Consider the following 18,291-nt stretch of genomic DNA (forward strand, 5'->3'; position numbering starts at 1 on the left):
TCGGACCCGTCATCGTCGCCTGCCAGAAGCGTCACGTCAGTGAATACGGCCTTGTCCCCGTTCAGCGTGCTGCTGCCGAAGGATATGCGGCTGTCGTCGGCTTCATCCAAAGCAAAAGCCGCAAGCGCCTGTGGCGCGGTTGCCGGATCACCTTTGCGGGCCTTGACGTCCTTTGCGGCATCTGTGGCGTATTCTGAGCCAGCGCCATCAACCGGCTTGTCTTTGTCTCCGCAAGCCGTAAGCATGGCGATGGCGGCAACGCCTGTGAGCAGATATTTCATGTTTGGTCCCTTTAATGATTGATGCCAGCGTTTCATTTGCGCCCGTCACCTAGAGTGAGATTATTAACATGGCATACAACAATGGCCAGACCGTGACATTCAATGGCCCCGACGGGGACGAAATTCGTGTTCGCCTTGAAGTGAATTCGAAGGCACGCCGGTTGATTTTGAGATTGGATGAACGCCGCCGGGAAGCGGTCGCGATTGCGCCATCGCGGCGGCAGATCAAGGACGCCGCCGCATTCGCAGCCGAGCGAATCGACTGGATTTCAACGCGCCTCCAACACCTTCCAGAAGTTGTTCGCTTTGATGAAAACAATCTGATTTCGTATCGGGGTGCTCCCTGCCGCCTGACTGCAGAAGGCTCGGGCCGCGTAGCCCGCATGATAACCGGTCAGCCGAACACACTTTGCGCGCCAGGTGACCCGGAAACACTACATTTGCGAGTCACCCGCTACCTGAAGAAACAGGCGCGTGCAGATATCACCCGCTCAGTAAACCGTCATGCCGCCACGTTGGGCGTCTCGTACAATAGCATTTCGGTGAAGGATACCCGCTCGCGTTGGGGCTCGTGCACGGCCGATGGTAAATTGTCGTTCTCATGGCGCCTGATCATGGCGCCCTCTGAAGTGCTTGACTACGTGGCGGCCCATGAATGCGCACATTTACTGGAAATGAACCACTCCCCGCGGTTCTGGGCGCATGTTGCAACCTGCTGCAGCGACTGGAAGCGGCAACGCTCATGGCTGCGTGAGCATGGCGCAGGCTTGCAGGCAGCCGGCGAATAGTGCGGCCTAGCTGGCAGCGACCTCTTCAGGTTCAGTCGCGACTTCGACATCGCGGGCCGGACCAAAGCTGATCAACGTGACCCCGTCGCCGCCCTTGGCCTCCCGATTCGGCCCGAGGAAGATCAGCGTGCCATCTGCGCGAATTTCAGCGATCAGGTCCACTTTCGGTCGATCCTTGCGATAATCTTCAAGGTCGTATTCATCCGTCAACTTCGTCTTGCCAAAGGTCCAACCGCGATAATGGTCGCGGATCAGGCTGTCATAGCCCCTGCCCCGACGAATCAGTGTTCGCCCGCGGGTGCCCATGCCAATGGCCCGGGGATCTTCTTCCTCGGTATCCTGTGCCGACAATTGATAGACCCTGTGGCGGCCGAGTTCAGGGGCAAAATGTCCGGAAACGAGCGCGTTGTACGGCTCATTGGCAGACAAGCCAACGACCTGGTCAAAGGCGGCGTGATCCAGCCGAACCTCCGCTTCCTCTGACAGGACTTCGCCGAAGAAGGTGTTGAGCCCGGCCTCGCGTGCAGGTCGCAAGCGCCTCCAGTTATTGTCTGCAAGGATCGGTTCGATACCGACATCCTTCAGCACTTTCGCCAGATCGATACTCCATGGGTTCACACCTACCAGCAAGACGCCGGGTCGCTCCTTGCGGGCGAGTCCCAATCGCCGGGCCATTGGCCCGATCGTAAAGCCGTGGAGGACCACGGTCACGAACACCATGGCAAAGGCGAGCGGGGTAATCTGTTCTGCACCTGAGAAATAGAACCGGGAATCTCCGCGCCGCCCGAGATCCTCCAGCAGGGTTGCAAAAAGGCTGGAAACGGCAACCGCCACGATCCCGCGGGGCGCAATCCAGCCAAGCAGGATTGCTTCATTGCGTTTCAACGTCCCGAATGTGGCGATCCACACTGAAAGCGGCCGCACGATGAACAGCATCGCCAACAGGAAGGCGAGCGTATTCCAAGTCAGTGCGCGGCGAATGACATCTGGCGTAAGGTTGGCCGTCAGGATGACAAACACGCCTGAAACGAGCAAGACGGCGATATCCTCCTTGAATTTTCGGAGCTCTGCGAGCCCGGCAAGGCGCGAATTGGCCAGCGTCATGCCATAGGCCGTGACGGCAACGAGGCCGATTTCCTTTTCGATCATTTCTGCCAGCGCATAACAGAGAATGATGGACGCGAAGATGATCGGCGCCTTGAGGTATTCCGGAGTCCACCCCTGACGGAAGGCGCGCACGATGGCCCACCCGAAGGCGAAGCCCAGCCCGACACCCAGTGCAGCGGCCACGATGATCATGGCGCCCTTACCCAGGATCGACTCCCCCGTGGCGGCCACGCGAATGATTTCGAAAGCAGCCACCGCAAACAGCGCGCCAACCGGATCGTTGACGATGCCTTCCCACTTCAGGAACTGGCCGGTTCGCCCGCCGAGTTTGGACTGACGCAACAATGGCATGATCACGGTGGGCCCGGTAACCACCAGTACGCCCGCAAACACAACAGAACTGCCCCAATCGAGACCGGCGGCATAATGGGCTGCGAAAGTGCCCAGCGCCCAAGCCAGCGGGCCACCAAGGAATACCATGCGCCGAACAGCTGCACCGGCATCACGAAGGTTCTCGAATTTCAGGACGAGCCCGCCCTCGAACAGGATCACGGCAACGGCCAGCGACACGATGGGACGCAACAATTCGCTGCTGCCACTGTTGAACACCTTCTCAGGATTGAGCAGAGGCTCGCCGAAAACCACAGTCCACAGTGGACCGACCGCCAAACCTGCCAACGCCATCAGCACAATGGCGGGTGCCTGTATACGCCAAGCGACCCATTGCGCACCAATTCCCAGCGCCCCGATCAGGGCGCAGGCGAAGATCAGCTCGCTGGATCCGGCGGATGCCAGTGCAAAGTTGAATTGGTCCATAAAAGCCCCGTTTCGTGGTGCATTCTGCCCGTCGGGCGATCAGAAAACTAGGCTTGAGCCGCGTTTATGTCATCAGCAAAGTCAAATCCGATCTCGCGGGTACCATAGTCGCCTTCCTTGTAGCGTTCGATATGGTCGGAGAACCAGAGCAGGATATGCTGGTAAAGATGTTCATAGAATGGTTCAGGATCAGCGTCTTTCAGCGGCAGGCTGAATTCGTATACTGAACCGTCCTCAATCTGAATTTTGAATTTGTCGCCGATCTTGCGGCACTGCATCACCAGCCTCAGCCAGTCCGTATCGCGCGTGACGCGCACAGCAAGGCCGAACGATATTGGCCCCAGGAGCCGGAAGCCTCGCGGCGGGATCGAAAAGGCTGCATCCCCATGTGCCTTTGGTTTGTAGGCCCCGGCCGGCGGGACGAGGTGGACACAAACGCCATCGGTTGAGCCAAGGAATTCGCAAAACCCGCTGCGGATTTCTTCCGCCAGTGTGCGGATTCGGTCGTAATTCTCGGCAGCGAGGGCCTGATAGGCCTCTACAGTCTCGATCAGATTATCAAAACGTGACACAGCCTGACGGCCCCCTTCATTACCAAAGCCAACATAAATTAGGGTGCCGCAGGGCGACCTTCAAATTTTAAAGTCGCCACCATCGGACAATGATCAGATGCTTTGGGCGTAATCCAGCCGACGCCGGGAAAGCGAGCCCCATCATATCTCGCGGCTCTATATGGCGATCCGGCCCGCACAATCTCAACTCTGGCAGCAGGATTCAAGGCGGCGAGCTTGGGTGACAGGAAGATGTGATCCAGCGCGCCATAGGTGTCGTCGCCGCTATAATGGTGAGTCCATCGGTCATATGGGTCTGCAATGGCGCGGCTGGCCAGATCGATGGCGAACCCGTCGCCTACCAGCGCCCCCAGACCATGCGGCCGTGCCGGGCGGCCATCTACTTCCCAATAATCATTGAAATCACCCAGAATAACCCATTCCGCTTTCGCCGGGTCATCAAATCGCTGGCTTACAATCCGGCGCACAGCCTGAGCTTCAGCTTCACGCATGGCAACCGTCCTCTTGCGTCCACCATGCATGGATTTGAAGTGGCAGACAAAAAGCGTCAAAAGGCGTCCGTCTTTTTCCACATCCACTTCCAGACAATCCCGGCGAAAGACGTAGTCATTGATGGAAGCCCCTTTGGGGGGGTGAATGCCCAACCGTCCGAAGGTCGCCCGCGCATGGCTGCGCTGGAATGCAACCGTAAGCGACGACAACAGACCCACATCGATTCCGCGGCTGTCATTCCCCTCGTGCAGCACACGTTCGCCAAACGGCTTTCCGGCCCAGCGCCCGACATAGCGATTGTCAAAAGCGGTCAAGGTGACGAGGTTTTCGACCTCCTGCAGTGCGCACACTTCGGCCTTGGTCGCGACCAGAGCCTGCGCGGTCAGGGTGCGGTCATCCTCCGACAGGACATCGAAAACCGCATCCACCTGCTCGGCAACCAGGGCGTCGTCGACATCGGTCAGCTTGCGACGCGCATTGGCGAGACCTGAGCGCGCGAAATCGCAGCGCATCATCAGGTTTTCGCAATTGAACGTGGCCAAACGAATATCAGGCATTCATCGGTGATGCGGCCTCATGCCTGCGGGGTCAACGCAGAATGGCGGCTGTCTCAGGCGACGGCGCGTTCAGCAAAACGGGCGCTCGTCTGGGCCCGCTCAACCGATTCCGCATCGGGGCGCTGATCTACGGGAATGGCCGTGCGGCCAAGTTCTACGGCAATGCCTGGCTGAACCCCGCCGCCAAATGCAGACAACACCGTGCGGATCACATCGAGAGGCTGGGCCTCATCTTCGACAATCTGTCCGAAGCGAGCGGCGACAGGCCCAACTACGCCATAAGCCAAGAATACACCGAGAAAGGTGCCCAGCAGGGCTGACCCGATCATCATTCCAAGCACTGCAGGCGACTGATCAATCGACCCCATCGTCTTGATGATGCCCAGCACAGCCGCCACGATACCGAGCGCTGGCAAGGCATCGGCTACAGTATTGAGTGCACTCACTGCTTTCATGCGCTGGTCGACATGCAGGGCCACAGACTGCTCCATATGCGCCTCAGCCCGTGCAGGGTCTGACAGGTCGAGCGCCATCAGGCGAAAGGAATCGCAGATCATGTCACGCGCAGCAGGATCGGAAAGCACCGCAGGGGACAAAGCAAACAAGGGCGACGCATCCGGGTCTTCGATATCCGATTCAATCGCGACAAACCCGCCTTGGCGTACCTTGCGCATCAAGTTGGACAGCAGAACCAGCAATTCGCGGTGTTGGGCACGCTGCCAACGGCTGCCCTGAAACGAGCGAACGAACCCACCCAAAGCCTCCTTGGCAACTTTCGGCGAATTACCGATCAGAATGGTGCCGAGCGCAGCGCCACCAATCAGGGCCAGTTCGAACGGCAGCGCCTGCATGGCGCCGTGTCCGCCCGTGAGGACGAGGCCGCCCATCACGAGGACGACCACAAGAACAAGACCAATCAATTGGGGCAAGACGCGCGGGCTCCGGCATTAACTCAGCCTGCACCATGACACATTCGTCTTAAGCCAAGCTTACAGCGCACACCCTGCCCTGCCTGCAGCGCTTAACTGGCTCGCAATCCTGCGCCGCCCATCACGGGGTCATGCTCTGCCACAAGGTGGCCAGGAGTAATCTCGACCAGTTTTGGTTGGTACTGTTCCGCGTCCCCATCATCAATGAGTTTGGACTTCATGAAGCGGAGCGATGCACGGCTGTCGAGCGGACTTGGAAGATCGCCCGTCAGGCGCAAGCGTTCCCGCGTGCGCTCCCCGGTCGGATCAGCGTTTGGCACAGCCGCAATCAGCGCTTTCGTATAGGGGTGGCGCGCTTCGGTGTAGATGGCATTGCGACCGGCAAGTTCCACTACGCGGCCAAGATACAACACCATTACCCGGTGGCTGATCTGCCGCACGACGGCGAGATCGTGGCTGATGAAGATCATGGCGAGGCCGAACTCTTTCTGCAGCTCGATCAGCAAATCCACGACTTGCGCCTGGACAGACACATCAAGCGCCGAAACCGCTTCATCACAGATCACCAGTTTCGGCTGAAGGATCATGGCACGGGCAATGCCAACCCGCTGGTTCTGGCCCCCAGACAATTCATGCGGGTACCGGTTGATCAGATTTGGGTCGAGCCCGACCCGCGGCAGGATTTCGCGTACTTTCGCTTCCCGATCCGCGCGCGACAGGCGCGGTTGGTGAACTTGCAACGGTTCGGCAATGGAAGCGCCGATGGTCATGCGGGGGTCAAGGCTGGCGAGCGGGTCCTGGAACACGATCTGGAGATCGTCGCGCAGGCCGTTCATTTCCTTGCGGCTCGCCTTGGATATGTCGCGCCCCAGCCAGGCAACCGTGCCATCGGTTGGAGGGATGAGGTTCAACACGCCGCGCGCGAGCGTGGACTTGCCACACCCGGATTCTCCGACAACTCCCAACGTCTCGCCCGGTTTCAAATCGAACGAAACACCATCCACCGCTTTCAACGGCTTCGTCTTGCCAAACAGACCGCCCTTCACCGCAATCGGGAAATGGATTTTCATGTCCTCTACCTTGAGAACCGGCTCAGTTTCAGGCGCCGGCGGCGCTGACAGGACGGGTCGACCGGGGCGATCTGGTTCGTCGATGCGCGGCACAGCATTGAGCAGCATCTTCGTATAGTCTGCCTGAGGCTTGTAGAAAATGTCGTCGACGCTCCCCTGCTCGACGATCTCGCCATGACGCATGACGATGACGCGGTCGCACATGCGGGCGACCACACCCATATTGTGAGTGATCAGCGCGATGCCGGTACCCGTCTCGCGTTTCAGCTCGTCCATCAGTTCCAGCACCTGCGCCTGCACGGTCACATCCAGCGCTGTGGTGGGCTCATCCGCGAGCAACAGTTCAGGATTGCAAAGCATGGCGATGGCAATCATGACGCGCTGGCGCATGCCACCTGAAAGCTCATGCGGAAACTGGTTCATGCGCCGGGCTGCTTCCGGAATGCGCACATTCTCCAGCCAGTCGACGCATATGCGATCCGCTTCTTCGCCCTTGAGGCCCTTATGGAGCGCCAACACTTCGCGCATCTGCGCGCCGACTGTCATGTGCGGCGTCAAACTGGTCAGCGGGTCCTGAAAAATCATCGACATCCGCGCGCCACGGATATTGCGAAGTGTTGCGTCCGAAGCCTCCAGCATATTGGTGCCATCGAAATCAATCCGGCCGGTTGCAGTGCCATTGCCCGCCAACAGACCCAGAGCCGAGAGCGCAGACTGGCTCTTCCCGGAGCCGCTTTCGCCGACAATGCCGAGGCATTCGCCCTTGGCGACGTCGAAACTTATACCTTTGACAGCCTCAACCACACCGTCAGGTGTGTCGAAGGAAACACGAAGATCTTTGACAGAAAGAATAGCCATGCTGGCATTCTGTATACGCGCGGGCGGGGCGTGCAACGACCGCTCTGCAGAAAGCGGAAAAAAGGCCGCGCTGTCGGGAAATAGCACGGCCCAGGAGAGAGTGAGAACAGGGCGCAATGGGTCAAAGCCCTGCCCTCATGATATGGCGCTCAGAATTTATACCCGAGCCCCAGTCCCACCACGAGTGGATTGATGTCCACGTCAGCATCCACTGTTGCGCCCAGCGCCGTGGTGAAATCCACAGTCACATCCGGATTTATCCAGATCTTCTTGATGTCTGCGTTGACAGCCCAGCCACCTGGCTCGCCATCAAGATCGTAATCTACGCCCGCCTGAAGCGCGAGACCGACACTGGTGTCGTAATCTATGCCGTCTGCGACAGGGCCTTCATCCTCGTTGAAGAAGAAGGTCGCATTGACGCCTGCGCCGACATAGGGCTTCCACTGGCTGTCATTCACGAAGTGGTATTGCACCGTCAGAGTGGGTGGCAGCAGCGTGACATCGCCCAGATCGATCGTTGCATTATCGAGTGCGCCTGGAACGGTCACGCCCGTGGCTTTCACATCATGTGGCGTCACGCCAAGGATCAGCTCGGCAGCGATATTCTTCGTGAAGAAGTAAGTAATGTCCAATTCGGGCACGTACTGGTCTGAAATGTCCACATCCCCTGCAAGGCGCGACCCTGCGACGGAGAGATCGCCGGACTCATCCGGCAGGACCCCGATGACGCGTCCGCGGACCATCCAGGGATTCTCGTCTGCCAAGGCAGCAGGTGCTGTCCCGACCCAAGTTGCCCCGGCAACCAGAGTAGCAAGGAGAAGCTGTTTCATGTCGTTTAACTCCTGTTTTGGCGCACCAATTCGCGCCGGATGCCAAACGCCTACTCCGATGATTTGATGAGGATAATTGCCCGTTTTGACGCGCGGGCGCGTGTCGCGCGTCATGGCATCGCGACTAGGTATTCTTCCCAATTGCGCCGGTGAGCACTTCCTGAGATCTTGGTTCGGTGCGCTTCCGTCCGAGCTATATCCATCCGCCTGCTGCGGCGTACCATCCCGGTTCTCCCACGGTCAGGCTTGAACTGTGCGCTTCCGCTGGGGCACATGGAGGGTGAGGAAACCATCCCAATGAGGACCACACCATGCCCGTCATAAATTATCTCACCACTTGCATCTTTGATTCAGGTGCCTTGAAGCAGCTCGCCGGTACGGCGAAGAAGCTCGGCATGACCCGGCCTTTCATTGTGACGGACCCCGGCATCAAGGCCGCCGGCATTCTGGCGAAGGTCGAAGATGCGTTGGGCGTTGCAGCGGCAGGCGTGTTCGCGGAGACCGTGCCGAACCCGACCGAGAAGCAGACCAAGGAAGCGGCAGCCGCCTACAAGGCATGCGGCGCCGACGGCCTGATCGCACTCGGCGGCGGCTCGTCCATGGACCATGCCAAGGGAATCGGCCTGCTGGTCAGTCATGATGAACCGCTCGAAAATTATGCCGCCATCACCGGCGGTGCCAAGAAGATCGGCAAGATCCCGCCGCTGATCGCTATCCCGACCACATCCGGTACGGGTTCAGAAGTCTCAGTCGGCCTGGTCCTTGTACTGGAGAATGGCCGCAAGGAGACCATCGTCTCTCCAAACCTGATCCCTGCCACAGCCATTTGCGATCCGGACCTGACTCTTGGCCTTCCTGCCGGACTGACGGCCGCCACTGGGATGGACGCCGTCACACACTGCATTGAATCAGTCCTGTCCCCAACCGTGAATCCGCCTGCCGAAGGCATTGCGTATGAGGGCGTGTTCCGCGCCGTCGGCAATGGCTGGCTGAAGAAGGCGGTCAAGGATGGCTCGGACGCGGACGCCCGCTGGCACATGATGATGGCAAGTTATGAAGGCGCTCTGGCATTCGTGAAAGGCCTTGGCGGGGTCCACGCCCTGTCACACGCGGCGGGCCGTCTGCATGACAAGCGACTGCACCACGGCACGCTGAACGCGATCTTCCTGCCGCATATCCTACGCTTCCATGAGGGTTCAGCCGATGAGAAATATGTGCGTCTTCGTCAGGCCATGGGTCTGAAACCCGGCGCGGATCTTGGCGACGCAATTGCAGAGCTGAATGCCGATATCGGCATCCCAGCCACCCTGTCCGCCATCGGATTGTCGGCAGACGACGCCCCCGGCGTGGTTGAGTATGCACTTAAAGACCTCGCCCATTTCGGCAATCCAAAGCCTATGAGCGCGGATGATTATGCAAAGGTCTACGAGGCCGCCCTTTAAGGATACGTGGAAGGGGGCCGTCATCGACGGCCCCCTCGTCCCCCCACTCAGCCAACTGGAATGAAATTACCGTGGAATCCCTGCGGAATGCGTTGCGGAATGTGCACGGTTGCAACCGCCGGAGCGGTGAAATTTGCGGCATCGAGAATGACCAATTCGGATAGGCCCGCGTTCGTGTCGACCACATAGCCCATCAGCCAGCCCTCATCCTCTGAGGCCGTTTCGCTGGCAGGAATGAAAATGAATTCGCCCGGCACCCGTCCTGATCCAAAATCGCGAACTTCGCAGCTGCCATTGGTCAGGTCATGCTTGAAGATGCGTGTTTCGGTGAGGAAGCCGTCTGCCGCGACAGCCGTTGTGTAAACATAGCGATAGGGTTTTCCGGTCAGCCGCTCATCATAGCGCGGAAACTCATGAGCGCGGTCATCTATCACACGCCGTGACACGGTTCGCGTCGCCGGATCAATCTTCAGGGATTCAAATTTCGGGACGCCGTCCGGGCCAGTATTGTCAGGGGCAAACATGTGATCATAAACACATGCGTCCATCACGACTTTTCCGTCCTCGGTTTCATAGGCATTCGCAGGATGGAAGATGTAACAGGGATCGACATCACACCAGATGATATCATCCGCACTCCCCTCTCGCGGTAACAGACCAATACGCGCCTTGTGGTTCTCATTCCACCGATACGGAAAGCTCATGCCACTGATGATGGCACTCATGGAGAACGTCACCGGAAGGTCCATCACGATCACGTATTTCGGGGTGATCATGCAGTCATGAACCATTGGGCCGTGCTCGACAGGGATTGGCTCATCCCGGCGCACGCGGCCATCAGCGCCCAGCACCTTGTGCCAAAGCAGATTGGTTTGCTGCGACTCGTAGCAGATGGCGTGCATCTCGCCTGTGTCGGGGTCGTAATGCGGATGCGCGGAAAAAGATTGACCCAACGTCCCGTCAAAATCCGAATGCGCACGCGTCTCCAGGTCCTCGGACACTTCGACGGGATACCCACCCGCTTCAACAATCGCCCAGATCTTTCCTGCGTGACCAACAATGTTCGTGTTCGCCACATCAATTCTGGGGTGACGCGGACCGGGCGCACGCGGCTCGCCAAGGGCATCACTCACACTGTTGGACCTCACCCAGCGATTGCGGTACCAAAGCGCCTTGCCATCCTGCAGGCGGACACCGTGCAACATGCCATCCCCTACAAACCAATGATGTGCAGCTGGATTGACCGGTGAAACGGGGTTCGGGCCATTGCGGACGTAAAGGCCATTCAGACCAGCGGGAATAGCCCCCGTCACCTTTGGATCAATTTCGGTGATCTCTTCCGTCAGCGGGGTATGAACGCCTTCAAGAAAGACGTTGGGCTGTGTTGCCTTGCGCCGGCTGCGGTTGAATCCCGCCACCGCCATGACTCCTTTTGTCACGACTCCCCGAATAGCTGTTTTCACAGGGCTGGGCATGGAGATCATCCTCGCGGCTTGTTGTCTGCGCCGCAATGTTTACACTGATAACATGCCGATGAATGATAACAGTGTCAACATGAACGCTCAGGGCGGGAACTACCACCATGGTGATCTAAGGGCCGCCCTGATCGAAGAAGGATTGGCGCAGATCAGCAACAGCCCGGCCGAGAAAGTGAGCCTCAGAAAAATTGCCCGGAATGTCGGTGTTTCAGCGACGGCAGTTTATCGACACTTTCCCAATAAGGCCGCGCTTCTAGGCGCTTTGTGCGGAGTTGGGAGCGTGAAGCTGTCTGATACGTTCCGGGATGCCCTTTCCAAAACTCCAGCGGGCATTGATGCGTTCGAAATCATGGGGCGAACCTATGTCCGGTTTGCAATAGACAATCCGTCTCTGTTTCGCCTGATGATGACGAAAGCGCCTCGCGCCGAAGTGCTTCAGCCAAATCAGGCGAAAGAGACCGGCGCATTCGCTATGTTGTCCAACACGTTGGGGGATGTGTTGCCGAAGGATACGCCGCCCGAATTACAGATGGTCAAACGCCTTCAGGCCTGGTCGATCGTGCATGGATTGTCGATGCTGATACTGGATGGCCAGCTGCCCGACGATGAAAAGATGATCGCCGCCGTCGTCTCTCGAAGCTTTCTCTAGGCCAGCCCGCGAATCCGGCGCATATTGCAGCGCATGTTCGAAGGAATCTCCACCACCGCCACGCATCTTGGTCTGCTCGCTGGTGCGATGGCCGTGGGCGCGTCCTGGGTCGCGGCCATTGCGTCGCCCAATTGCAGCTTTGACAAGCTGGACGGATCGCGCGCCGATCGCCATGTCCGGGAATTGCTGCTCCAGACGTCCACGCCGATCGCCGGCATGATGCTCGCTTCCGGCGCGTTCTTCCTGCTCGCCTCAAGCTGGGCAGCCGCCGTCACCGCCTTGTTGGCCGCTTTCGGGTTCTTCTCCAATCGCTGGATGCTGACACCTGGGAAAAAGCAAAAGGGCGAACGCACGAGCCGCAAGGGTCAGCGCGCCATTTCGGTCAGCCTTTCCCTGATGTTTACATTGGTGGCGATTGTATCAGTCGTACTTGGCATGATCCGCATCTAGCGGGGATCAGGCGAACACGAGCCAGAGACAGCCCATTTCGTGCAGTTTTCTGAAATTGTCGGCCGATTTCCGGGCAGCTCGCAGCGCAATCTCGCCAGCGGCCTTCCTGTTGACAGCTAGCATCATGGTGCAAATTGCAATGCCCGGCAGGAACATCCACCAGACAAAGGCCAGAGATGCCAATACACCCGCAAGGCAGATGAAATAGGCCAACGCGTCCAGAACACGAAAGCGCGTATGCATGTAGCTGCCGAAATCATTGAGCAATTCCGGCTGTTTGTGCAGAGTTTCCGCATCAATCGCAAAATGCTGGCCCGGAGCCTGCTCATAGATGATGGCCCGGGTCATGCGACCGCCGCGATGGGGATTGGGTTGGCATTTGAGGAACATGGCAATCACTCCATTTCGGGGACAATTTACCTTGTCCCGGTTAAGCTGAAGCTTGCTGAATTCGATCAATTTTGCAGAAAAATGAAACCATGATGTTCCCGTCCCGACCCACGCCTATCTGGCGAATATGTTTGCCCTGTTAGGGATTGCCATCTATGCTGCACCGCAACATGAAAGGTGTGTAGCTGATGCTGTACTCACTTGTCGAAATGAACCGGGCGGCAATGGCACCCATGCGGGTTGCCGCGCGCGCCAGTCGCGCAGCGCTGAGTTCGCCGCTGAACCTGATGGGGCAGACCGACTATGGTCGCTCGCTGTCCGCCATGGCGGACGTATTTGAAAGCGCAACACGCTATTACGGTAAACCGGAATGGCGGATCGATACGGTGCGGATCAATAGCGCGCCCATTGATGTGACCCCTGTTGTGGCGTGGCGCTCGCCTTGGTGCAACATGATCCACTTCAAGAAGGATCCAGAAGCGCTTGCCGCCGCCCGGAATTCAGAAAAGCTCGGCCCTCAGCCCCGTCTTCTGATAGCTGCCCCGCTCTCTGGCCATTATGCCACTCTGCTGCGCGGGACAGTTGAGGCGTTCCTGCCGACCCATGATGTCTACATCACTGACTGGCAGGACTCTCGTATGGCACCTGTCTGGTTGGGGCGGTTCGATCTGGACGATTATATTGATCACATACGATCGATGCTGACTCATCTGGGCGCGGGCGCCCATGTACTTGGCGTGTGTCAGCCAGGCCCGCCTGTGCTTGCTGCTGTCGCCATGATGGCCGAGGATGATGACCCGGCCCGGCCCGCTTCCATGACGTTCATGGGGTCGCCGATCGACACACGGCTTAGTCCGACCGTTCCGAACGTGCTGGCCGAGGAAAAACCGCTTTCGTGGTTTGAAGAGAACATGATCCACACTGTGCCGGGCCCCTACCCGGGCATGTTCCGGAGAGTCTATCCAGGCTTTGTCCAGCTCGCTTCCTTCATGAACATGAACTGGTCGCGCCATGTCGATGCGCACTGGAACTTTTTCAATCATCTGGTTGAAGGGGATGGCGACAATGTCGGCAAGCATCGGGAATTCTACGATGAATACCTGTCGGTGCTCGACCTGACGGAAGAATTCTACCTGCAAACAATCGTACGCGTGTTTCAGGAGCACCAGCTGGCCCGCGGCATGTATCGCTATCGCGGAACACATCTCGTCAAACCGGAACTGATCCGCGATGTCGCGCTGATGACGGTTGAAGGCGAGAAGGATGATATTTCCGGCATCGGTCAAACACAGGCTGCACACGACCTATGTGTGAAGTTGCCGGAAGACATGCAGACCGACTATATCCAGCCGGGCGTTGGCCATTACGGCGTATTCAATGGCAGACGCTTTCAGACCGAGATCGCTCCGCGCGTAACTGAATTCACGAAGCGCTTCACGATGCGGGATGCCGACGAAGCCGCCACGGAGCGACTCAGAAAAACGTCTTGAACAGGCTTGAGCTTTTGGGACTATTTCTCAGGTGTGGGCAAGACTCGCGCAATCTGACGACAAATGTCTCGTGCTTCGCTCAATACCGTGATGGGCATCGGATCAGGTGTGTCGAGATAGGCGCTAAGCTGAGAAACTGCACGGGCCTCAGCCTGCTCCGTCAGTAAGGTGTCATCGGATACTTGCAGTGTCCGACGAGAGGTACACGACTGCAGTTCCAGAATGGTCAGGTCAGCCGCGCCGCGATGAGGTGTGCGTAGCAGGACCGACGACGGCAGATCCGGACCATCCGGCACCGCAACCCAAAGCGCATGGATGTCATCCTCGACAACAGGGTTTCGGAAACGGATTGCATAGATCAAGCCCTTGTCCAGATGGCGTACTGAATAGTCCGCCAAACCAGCATCGTTCAGTCCACCAAGCCAGGCAGCGATCATGGCATTGCGCGCCTGCTTTGCTTCGGCACCGCGCCATGCGGCTGCCTCAGCATAGACCTGCCTCAGGGCAAGGCCAGGCTCCTTCAGAAGTGAGCGCGGCGAGGTCGTTTCAACGTTCGCTGGAGGGGGCACATACGCCGATGCGTATTCTGCAAAACCAATCCAACCCGTCAGTGCCGAAGCCAGCAGAGCCGAGCTGAGATGTCTGATCCAGTCGCGAGAGGCCATTGAGCGCGTTCCGTTCCGAGTCGAAGCGCACTTTGCCAGGCTAAGAGTTAAGGAAGGTCCGCTCGATTGCCCACCAGAGCCCAATTGCTCCGATGGCCGCCGATACCGGCCATACCAGAACTGGCCGGTAGAGGTCTGGCCGGCCGGCCTGCTTCAGGGCGCCCCTGATGACAACGGCCACTGCAAGCGCCATGCCGATAACGGCGAGCTGGCCGATCTCAACGCCGACATTGAATCCGATCAAAGCTGGCCAGAAGATCCCCGGTGGCAGGCCAAGATCCCCAAACGCACCGGCGAAACCCATGCCGTGGATCAGGCCAAAGCCGAATACGAGTGCCGGACGCCAGGCGCTTGGTTCCTTGAACAGGATGTTCTCAAGCGCGGCCCAGGCGATTGTCAGCGCAATCAGTGGCTCGACGATACTTGCCGGAGGCGAGATCACCCCGGCAGCCGCAAGGCCGAGCGTGGATGTGTGCGCCAGCGTGAAGGCAGAGATTTGCCAGAGCAGCGGCTTTATCCGCCGACTGGACAGGAAAAGCGCCAGGACGAACAGGATATGGTCCACCCCCATTGGCAGGATGTGCTCGAATCCGATCCGAACATAGAAGATCGCCGTCTCGATCCCGGATCTGTCGAGTTCAACCTCGCTGCCCGGAACGTCGTCTCCTGTTTCAGTTGCGTCACCAGCCCTGTCCAGTTCCTGAAGCTCCCGGCACAAAGCGGGGTCCATCCCTCCCCCCGGCAGGCAAAGCTCGTCTTCCGGGTGGGCGAACGCCGCTTGCGGCGCAGATGTGACAGCAAGGCAGGCTATCAGACAGCATGCCAGAAAGGCGATGAGCCGATGCCGCATCAAATCTCGTCCGGCAGCGGATGCGGCGCTTCCATACGGATGGCCTCGTGATGGTCATCATCATGGTCATGTACCGGCAGGAAGGACAGCACGAGCGCTATGGCGACACCAGCCGACAGAGCCAACAGGCTGCGCAGCGGCGGCTCCTCCTTCATCGGAGCCATCAAGGGGCCGGTCGCAACGTAGAGGAGCAGGCCGGCGGAGGCCGCGAACAAAGCGCCAACCGCCTCGCTGCCCAGGAAATACATGAAGGGCGACGACATAATCACGCCCAGCGGGGTCGTGGCGGACGCAGCCAGGAAGGCCCACAGGAAGGATTGCCGGTTCGAAAAATTGTGCCTGCGCAGGATCGCGAACGCGATCACACCTTCCGGAAACTCATGCAGGATCAGCGAGACCGCCGCATAGACGCCTGCGGAAAAGCTCGCGGCAAAGGTCACCGAATAGATGACGCCGTCGATAAAGGAGTGGATGGCAATCGCGATTATGGGGGTGACAGCCGCCATCCGGCCGCCATTCACGCTTTCCGGGAAGAATGTGTTGAGGCCGTAATTAAGTATCAGCCCGCCAAGGAATCCGCCCAGCATGAAGTATGGCGCCTGAGAACTTTCGGCAAAGGCTTCCGGCGCAATGTGCAACAGGCTGAGCGTGACGAGCATGCCCGCCGCCGCGAGGCCCATGACGGCAGAGAACCGCGCACTCCAATCGCCCCGCATCGCCACAGCGATGAGGCCGACCGTGGTCACAAAGGCCGCGATCAAGCCGAAAAACAAAGGGGCCTGCATGGATTCAAACATGGAAAGCGGTAAGCCGGTCCGTTAACAGTCAGGTGCGGTCTATAACCGCGTCCTGCGGCCTTGCGAAGAAGTGTTATATGGTATCATTATTCAGCTTGCGAGCAGATTTTCCGAAAACACTGAATTCCCCAATCGGGGCAATGGGAGCGATATGATAGACCGATCATGGGGCCGTGGCGCAAAAATGCTTCTGGCGGGTGCCGGTTTGACGCTGTGCGTCGCCTGTAGCGCAGAAGTGCCATACGAACCTGAACCGGCTGCAGTGGAGCCTCCACCGACGGTCGAATCCACTCCTCCTGCGTCAGATACGGAGTACTCGGCTCATACGGCAGAGCACCGTGACGATGATAGTCATGACGAGGACCATGGTGAATATGCTGGCGGCGAAGCCCATGTACACGGCGCTGCAGAGTTGGCCGTTGCGCTCGACACCAGTTTCGTCACGATCACCGTTGACGCCCCGCTCGTAAATTACGGCCTATCGGAAAAAACGAAGAAGAAATCCACCGAGCTTGAAAAATATGCCGAGGGCCTGACAGAACTCATGGGCAATGCGCGCTGCGACCTTGTCGAGCGCTCTGCAGAAGTGCGCCGATCGGGCGATCATGCTGCACTCACCCTGTCCATAGTCTGGGATTGCAAGCGCCCCAGCCAGCTGGATGGCCTCATGTTCACCGGCTTTGAACACTATCCCGCCTTTGAGGAAGTCGACGCCATCTATCTTGGTGAAGAAGGGGAATCCAATTCTGCGTCACTCACACCGGACAGCCCTTTCCTGCCCTTCGGATCCTGACATGGCAGAACCGATTGTCTCTATTTCGAATCTTTCCTTTGCCTGGACGCCAGGCAATGAGGTCCTCGACATTTCAGACTTCCAATTGAAGGCGGGCGAGCGCTTGTTTCTGCGCGGAGCATCCGGCTCTGGAAAATCCACCCTTCTCGGCATCATCGCTGGTGTGCTGGAGGCGGGCTCTGGTGAGGTCATCGTTCTCGGACAGGATCTGGCGACCTTGGAACCCGCAGCGCGGGACCGCCTGAGGGCGGACCATCTCGGTGTGATTTTCCAGATGTTCAATCTCGTGCCTTATCTCTCCGTCATCGGGAATGTCACGCTGCCTCTACGTTTCTCTCCCAAGCGCCGCGCAGCAATCAACGGTAACGAAGACGATGAAGCCCGACGGTTGCTTTCGCGGCTGGGCCTGACGGACGAGACTCTACTGGCACGCCGCGTCTCTGACCTTTCTGTCGGTCAGCAGCAACGTGTCGCTGCCGCACGCGCCCTGATCGGCGGCCCCGAAATCGTGATCGCTGACGAACCGACCTCAGCGCTTGATGCGGATGCCCGTGATCAATTCATTGATCTACTGAGCGAGGAAGCGCGGCGCACAGGCGCAGCACTTCTCTTCGTCAGCCACGATGCCGGGCTCGCCACACATTTCGACCGGGCGGTAGACCTCGGCGAGATAAATCGCGCGGGAGTGTCAGCATGAGCGCTATCCTGTCTCTCGCCTGGCAGAGCCTCATGAACCGCAAGGGATCTGTTTTGCTCACCCTGTTGGCAGTTGCCTTGTCGGTGGCACTTTTTCTGGGCGTAGACAAAGCCCGCACAGGCGCCCGCGAAGGCTTCGGTAACACTATCTCTGGCACCGAACTGATTGTCGGCGCACCTACCGGCAGCGTGAACTTGCTGCTTTATTCGGTCTTTCGAATGGGCAGCGCGACAGCAGAAATTTCGTGGCCGACCTATCAGGAGATCGCCACGCGGCCGGATATAGACTGG

At 58.6% G+C, this 18,291-nt stretch carries 19 protein-coding genes and 1 pseudogene; 8 read left to right on the plus strand and 12 right to left on the minus strand.

What is annotated here, in order from left to right; all coding sequences use genetic code 11:
- Positions 1-281: hypothetical protein (locus B4F73_RS00645; RefSeq protein WP_290482272.1), on the minus strand; the 281-nt coding region annotated here is incomplete at its 3' end.
- A gap of 68 nt (positions 282-349) precedes the next feature.
- On the opposite strand from B4F73_RS00645, the gene B4F73_RS00650 reads away from it, so the two are divergent.
- Complete coding sequence (locus B4F73_RS00650; protein ID WP_290480045.1) at positions 350-1,069, plus strand: M48 family metallopeptidase; 720 nt, start codon at positions 350-352, stop codon at positions 1,067-1,069.
- Positions 1,070-1,075: 6 nt separating this feature from the next.
- On the opposite strand, the gene B4F73_RS00655 is transcribed toward B4F73_RS00650, so the two are convergent.
- The 6 genes from B4F73_RS00655 to B4F73_RS00680 all read right to left on the minus strand — a co-directional run bounded on the left by B4F73_RS00655 (position 1,076) and on the right by B4F73_RS00680 (position 8,300).
- A complete protein-coding gene (locus tag B4F73_RS00655) occupies positions 1,076-2,992 on the minus strand; it encodes a cation:proton antiporter (RefSeq protein ID WP_290480046.1) in 1,917 nt (638 codons plus the stop codon).
- Positions 2,993-3,039: 47 nt separating this feature from the next.
- Positions 3,040-3,564, minus strand: a complete 525-nt coding sequence (locus B4F73_RS00660; protein WP_206991457.1) for a hypothetical protein — start codon at positions 3,562-3,564, stop codon at positions 3,040-3,042.
- Between the two features lie 38 nt (positions 3,565-3,602).
- The gene (locus B4F73_RS00665; RefSeq protein WP_290480047.1) at positions 3,603-4,613 is read right to left on the minus strand and encodes an endonuclease/exonuclease/phosphatase family protein; all 1,011 of its coding nucleotides are present in this window, start codon (positions 4,611-4,613) and stop codon (positions 3,603-3,605) included.
- A 53-nt stretch (positions 4,614-4,666) separates the two neighbouring features.
- Positions 4,667-5,542, minus strand: coding sequence for a flagellar motor stator protein MotA (gene motA / locus B4F73_RS00670; RefSeq protein ID WP_290482273.1), 876 nt, complete (start codon positions 5,540-5,542; stop codon positions 4,667-4,669).
- 92 nt (positions 5,543-5,634) lie between these two features.
- Positions 5,635-7,470 carry a dipeptide ABC transporter ATP-binding protein gene (locus tag B4F73_RS00675; protein WP_290482274.1) on the minus strand — a complete coding sequence of 612 codons (1,836 nt, stop codon included), beginning with the start codon at positions 7,468-7,470 and terminating at the stop codon, positions 5,635-5,637.
- A 149-nt stretch (positions 7,471-7,619) separates the two neighbouring features.
- Positions 7,620-8,300 (minus strand): OmpW/AlkL family protein, encoded by a 681-nt coding sequence (locus B4F73_RS00680; protein WP_290482275.1) that lies wholly within the window; start codon positions 8,298-8,300, stop codon positions 7,620-7,622.
- A 311-nt stretch (positions 8,301-8,611) separates the two neighbouring features.
- On the opposite strand from B4F73_RS00680, the gene B4F73_RS00685 reads away from it, so the two are divergent.
- Positions 8,612-9,742 (plus strand): iron-containing alcohol dehydrogenase, encoded by a 1,131-nt coding sequence (locus B4F73_RS00685; RefSeq protein WP_206991460.1) that lies wholly within the window; start codon positions 8,612-8,614, stop codon positions 9,740-9,742.
- A gap of 47 nt (positions 9,743-9,789) precedes the next feature.
- On the opposite strand, the gene B4F73_RS00690 is transcribed toward B4F73_RS00685, so the two are convergent.
- Entirely contained in the window at positions 9,790-11,166 is a 1,377-nt protein-coding gene (locus tag B4F73_RS00690) for a carotenoid oxygenase family protein (RefSeq protein ID WP_349679527.1), read from the minus strand.
- Between the two features lie 109 nt (positions 11,167-11,275).
- Here B4F73_RS00690 and B4F73_RS00695 point away from each other — a divergent pair, with 109 nt between their 5' ends.
- Together B4F73_RS00695 and B4F73_RS00700 are read left to right on the plus strand one after the other, a co-directional pair.
- Entirely contained in the window at positions 11,276-11,869 is a 594-nt protein-coding gene (locus B4F73_RS00695) for a TetR/AcrR family transcriptional regulator (protein WP_206991462.1), read from the plus strand.
- Positions 11,870-11,902: 33 nt separating this feature from the next.
- Positions 11,903-12,319: a hypothetical protein gene (locus B4F73_RS00700; RefSeq protein WP_290480052.1), complete on the plus strand. Its 417-nt coding sequence runs from the start codon at positions 11,903-11,905 to the stop codon at positions 12,317-12,319.
- Between the two features lie 6 nt (positions 12,320-12,325).
- Here the strand turns inward: B4F73_RS00700 and B4F73_RS00705 are convergent, their stop codons facing one another.
- Positions 12,326-12,709, minus strand: coding sequence for a hypothetical protein (locus tag B4F73_RS00705; RefSeq protein ID WP_206991464.1), 384 nt, complete (start codon positions 12,707-12,709; stop codon positions 12,326-12,328).
- Between the two features lie 188 nt (positions 12,710-12,897).
- Here B4F73_RS00705 and B4F73_RS00710 point away from each other — a divergent pair, with 188 nt between their 5' ends.
- A complete protein-coding gene (locus B4F73_RS00710) occupies positions 12,898-14,199 on the plus strand; it encodes a polyhydroxyalkanoate depolymerase (protein WP_206991465.1) in 1,302 nt (433 codons plus the stop codon).
- Between the two features lie 20 nt (positions 14,200-14,219).
- Here B4F73_RS00710 and B4F73_RS00715 read toward each other — a convergent pair whose 3' ends face one another.
- From B4F73_RS00715 to B4F73_RS00725, 3 genes are read right to left on the minus strand one after another with little or no spacing between them, the layout of a single operon-like run.
- Positions 14,220-14,864: a hypothetical protein gene (locus tag B4F73_RS00715; RefSeq protein ID WP_206991466.1), complete on the minus strand. Its 645-nt coding sequence runs from the start codon at positions 14,862-14,864 to the stop codon at positions 14,220-14,222.
- Between the two features lie 40 nt (positions 14,865-14,904).
- The gene (locus B4F73_RS00720; protein WP_290482277.1) at positions 14,905-15,714 is read right to left on the minus strand and encodes a HupE/UreJ family protein; all 810 of its coding nucleotides are present in this window, start codon (positions 15,712-15,714) and stop codon (positions 14,905-14,907) included.
- Positions 15,714-16,511: a ZIP family metal transporter gene (locus B4F73_RS00725; RefSeq protein WP_206991468.1), complete on the minus strand. Its 798-nt coding sequence runs from the start codon at positions 16,509-16,511 to the stop codon at positions 15,714-15,716. The genes B4F73_RS00720 and B4F73_RS00725 overlap by 1 nt, the downstream gene beginning before the upstream one ends.
- A 151-nt stretch (positions 16,512-16,662) precedes the next feature.
- Between B4F73_RS00725 and B4F73_RS00730 the strand changes: the two genes are divergently transcribed.
- The 3 genes and pseudogenes from B4F73_RS00730 to B4F73_RS00740 form a co-directional block, all read left to right on the plus strand.
- Positions 16,663-17,304: a ZrgA family zinc uptake protein gene (locus B4F73_RS00730; protein WP_206991469.1), complete on the plus strand. Its 642-nt coding sequence runs from the start codon at positions 16,663-16,665 to the stop codon at positions 17,302-17,304.
- A 1-nt stretch (position 17,305) separates the two neighbouring features.
- On the plus strand, positions 17,306-18,001 hold the full coding sequence (locus B4F73_RS00735) for an ABC transporter ATP-binding protein (RefSeq protein ID WP_206991470.1): 696 nt from the start codon (positions 17,306-17,308) through the stop codon (positions 17,999-18,001).
- A pseudogene (locus B4F73_RS00740) lies at positions 17,998-18,291 on the plus strand (ABC transporter permease); the annotation flags it as partial. The gene B4F73_RS00735 and the pseudogene B4F73_RS00740, both read left to right, overlap by 4 nt.

The organism is Hyphomonas sp. UBA3601, from assembly GCF_002375605.1.
Taxonomy (GTDB): Bacteria; Pseudomonadota; Alphaproteobacteria; order Caulobacterales; family Hyphomonadaceae; genus Hyphomonas.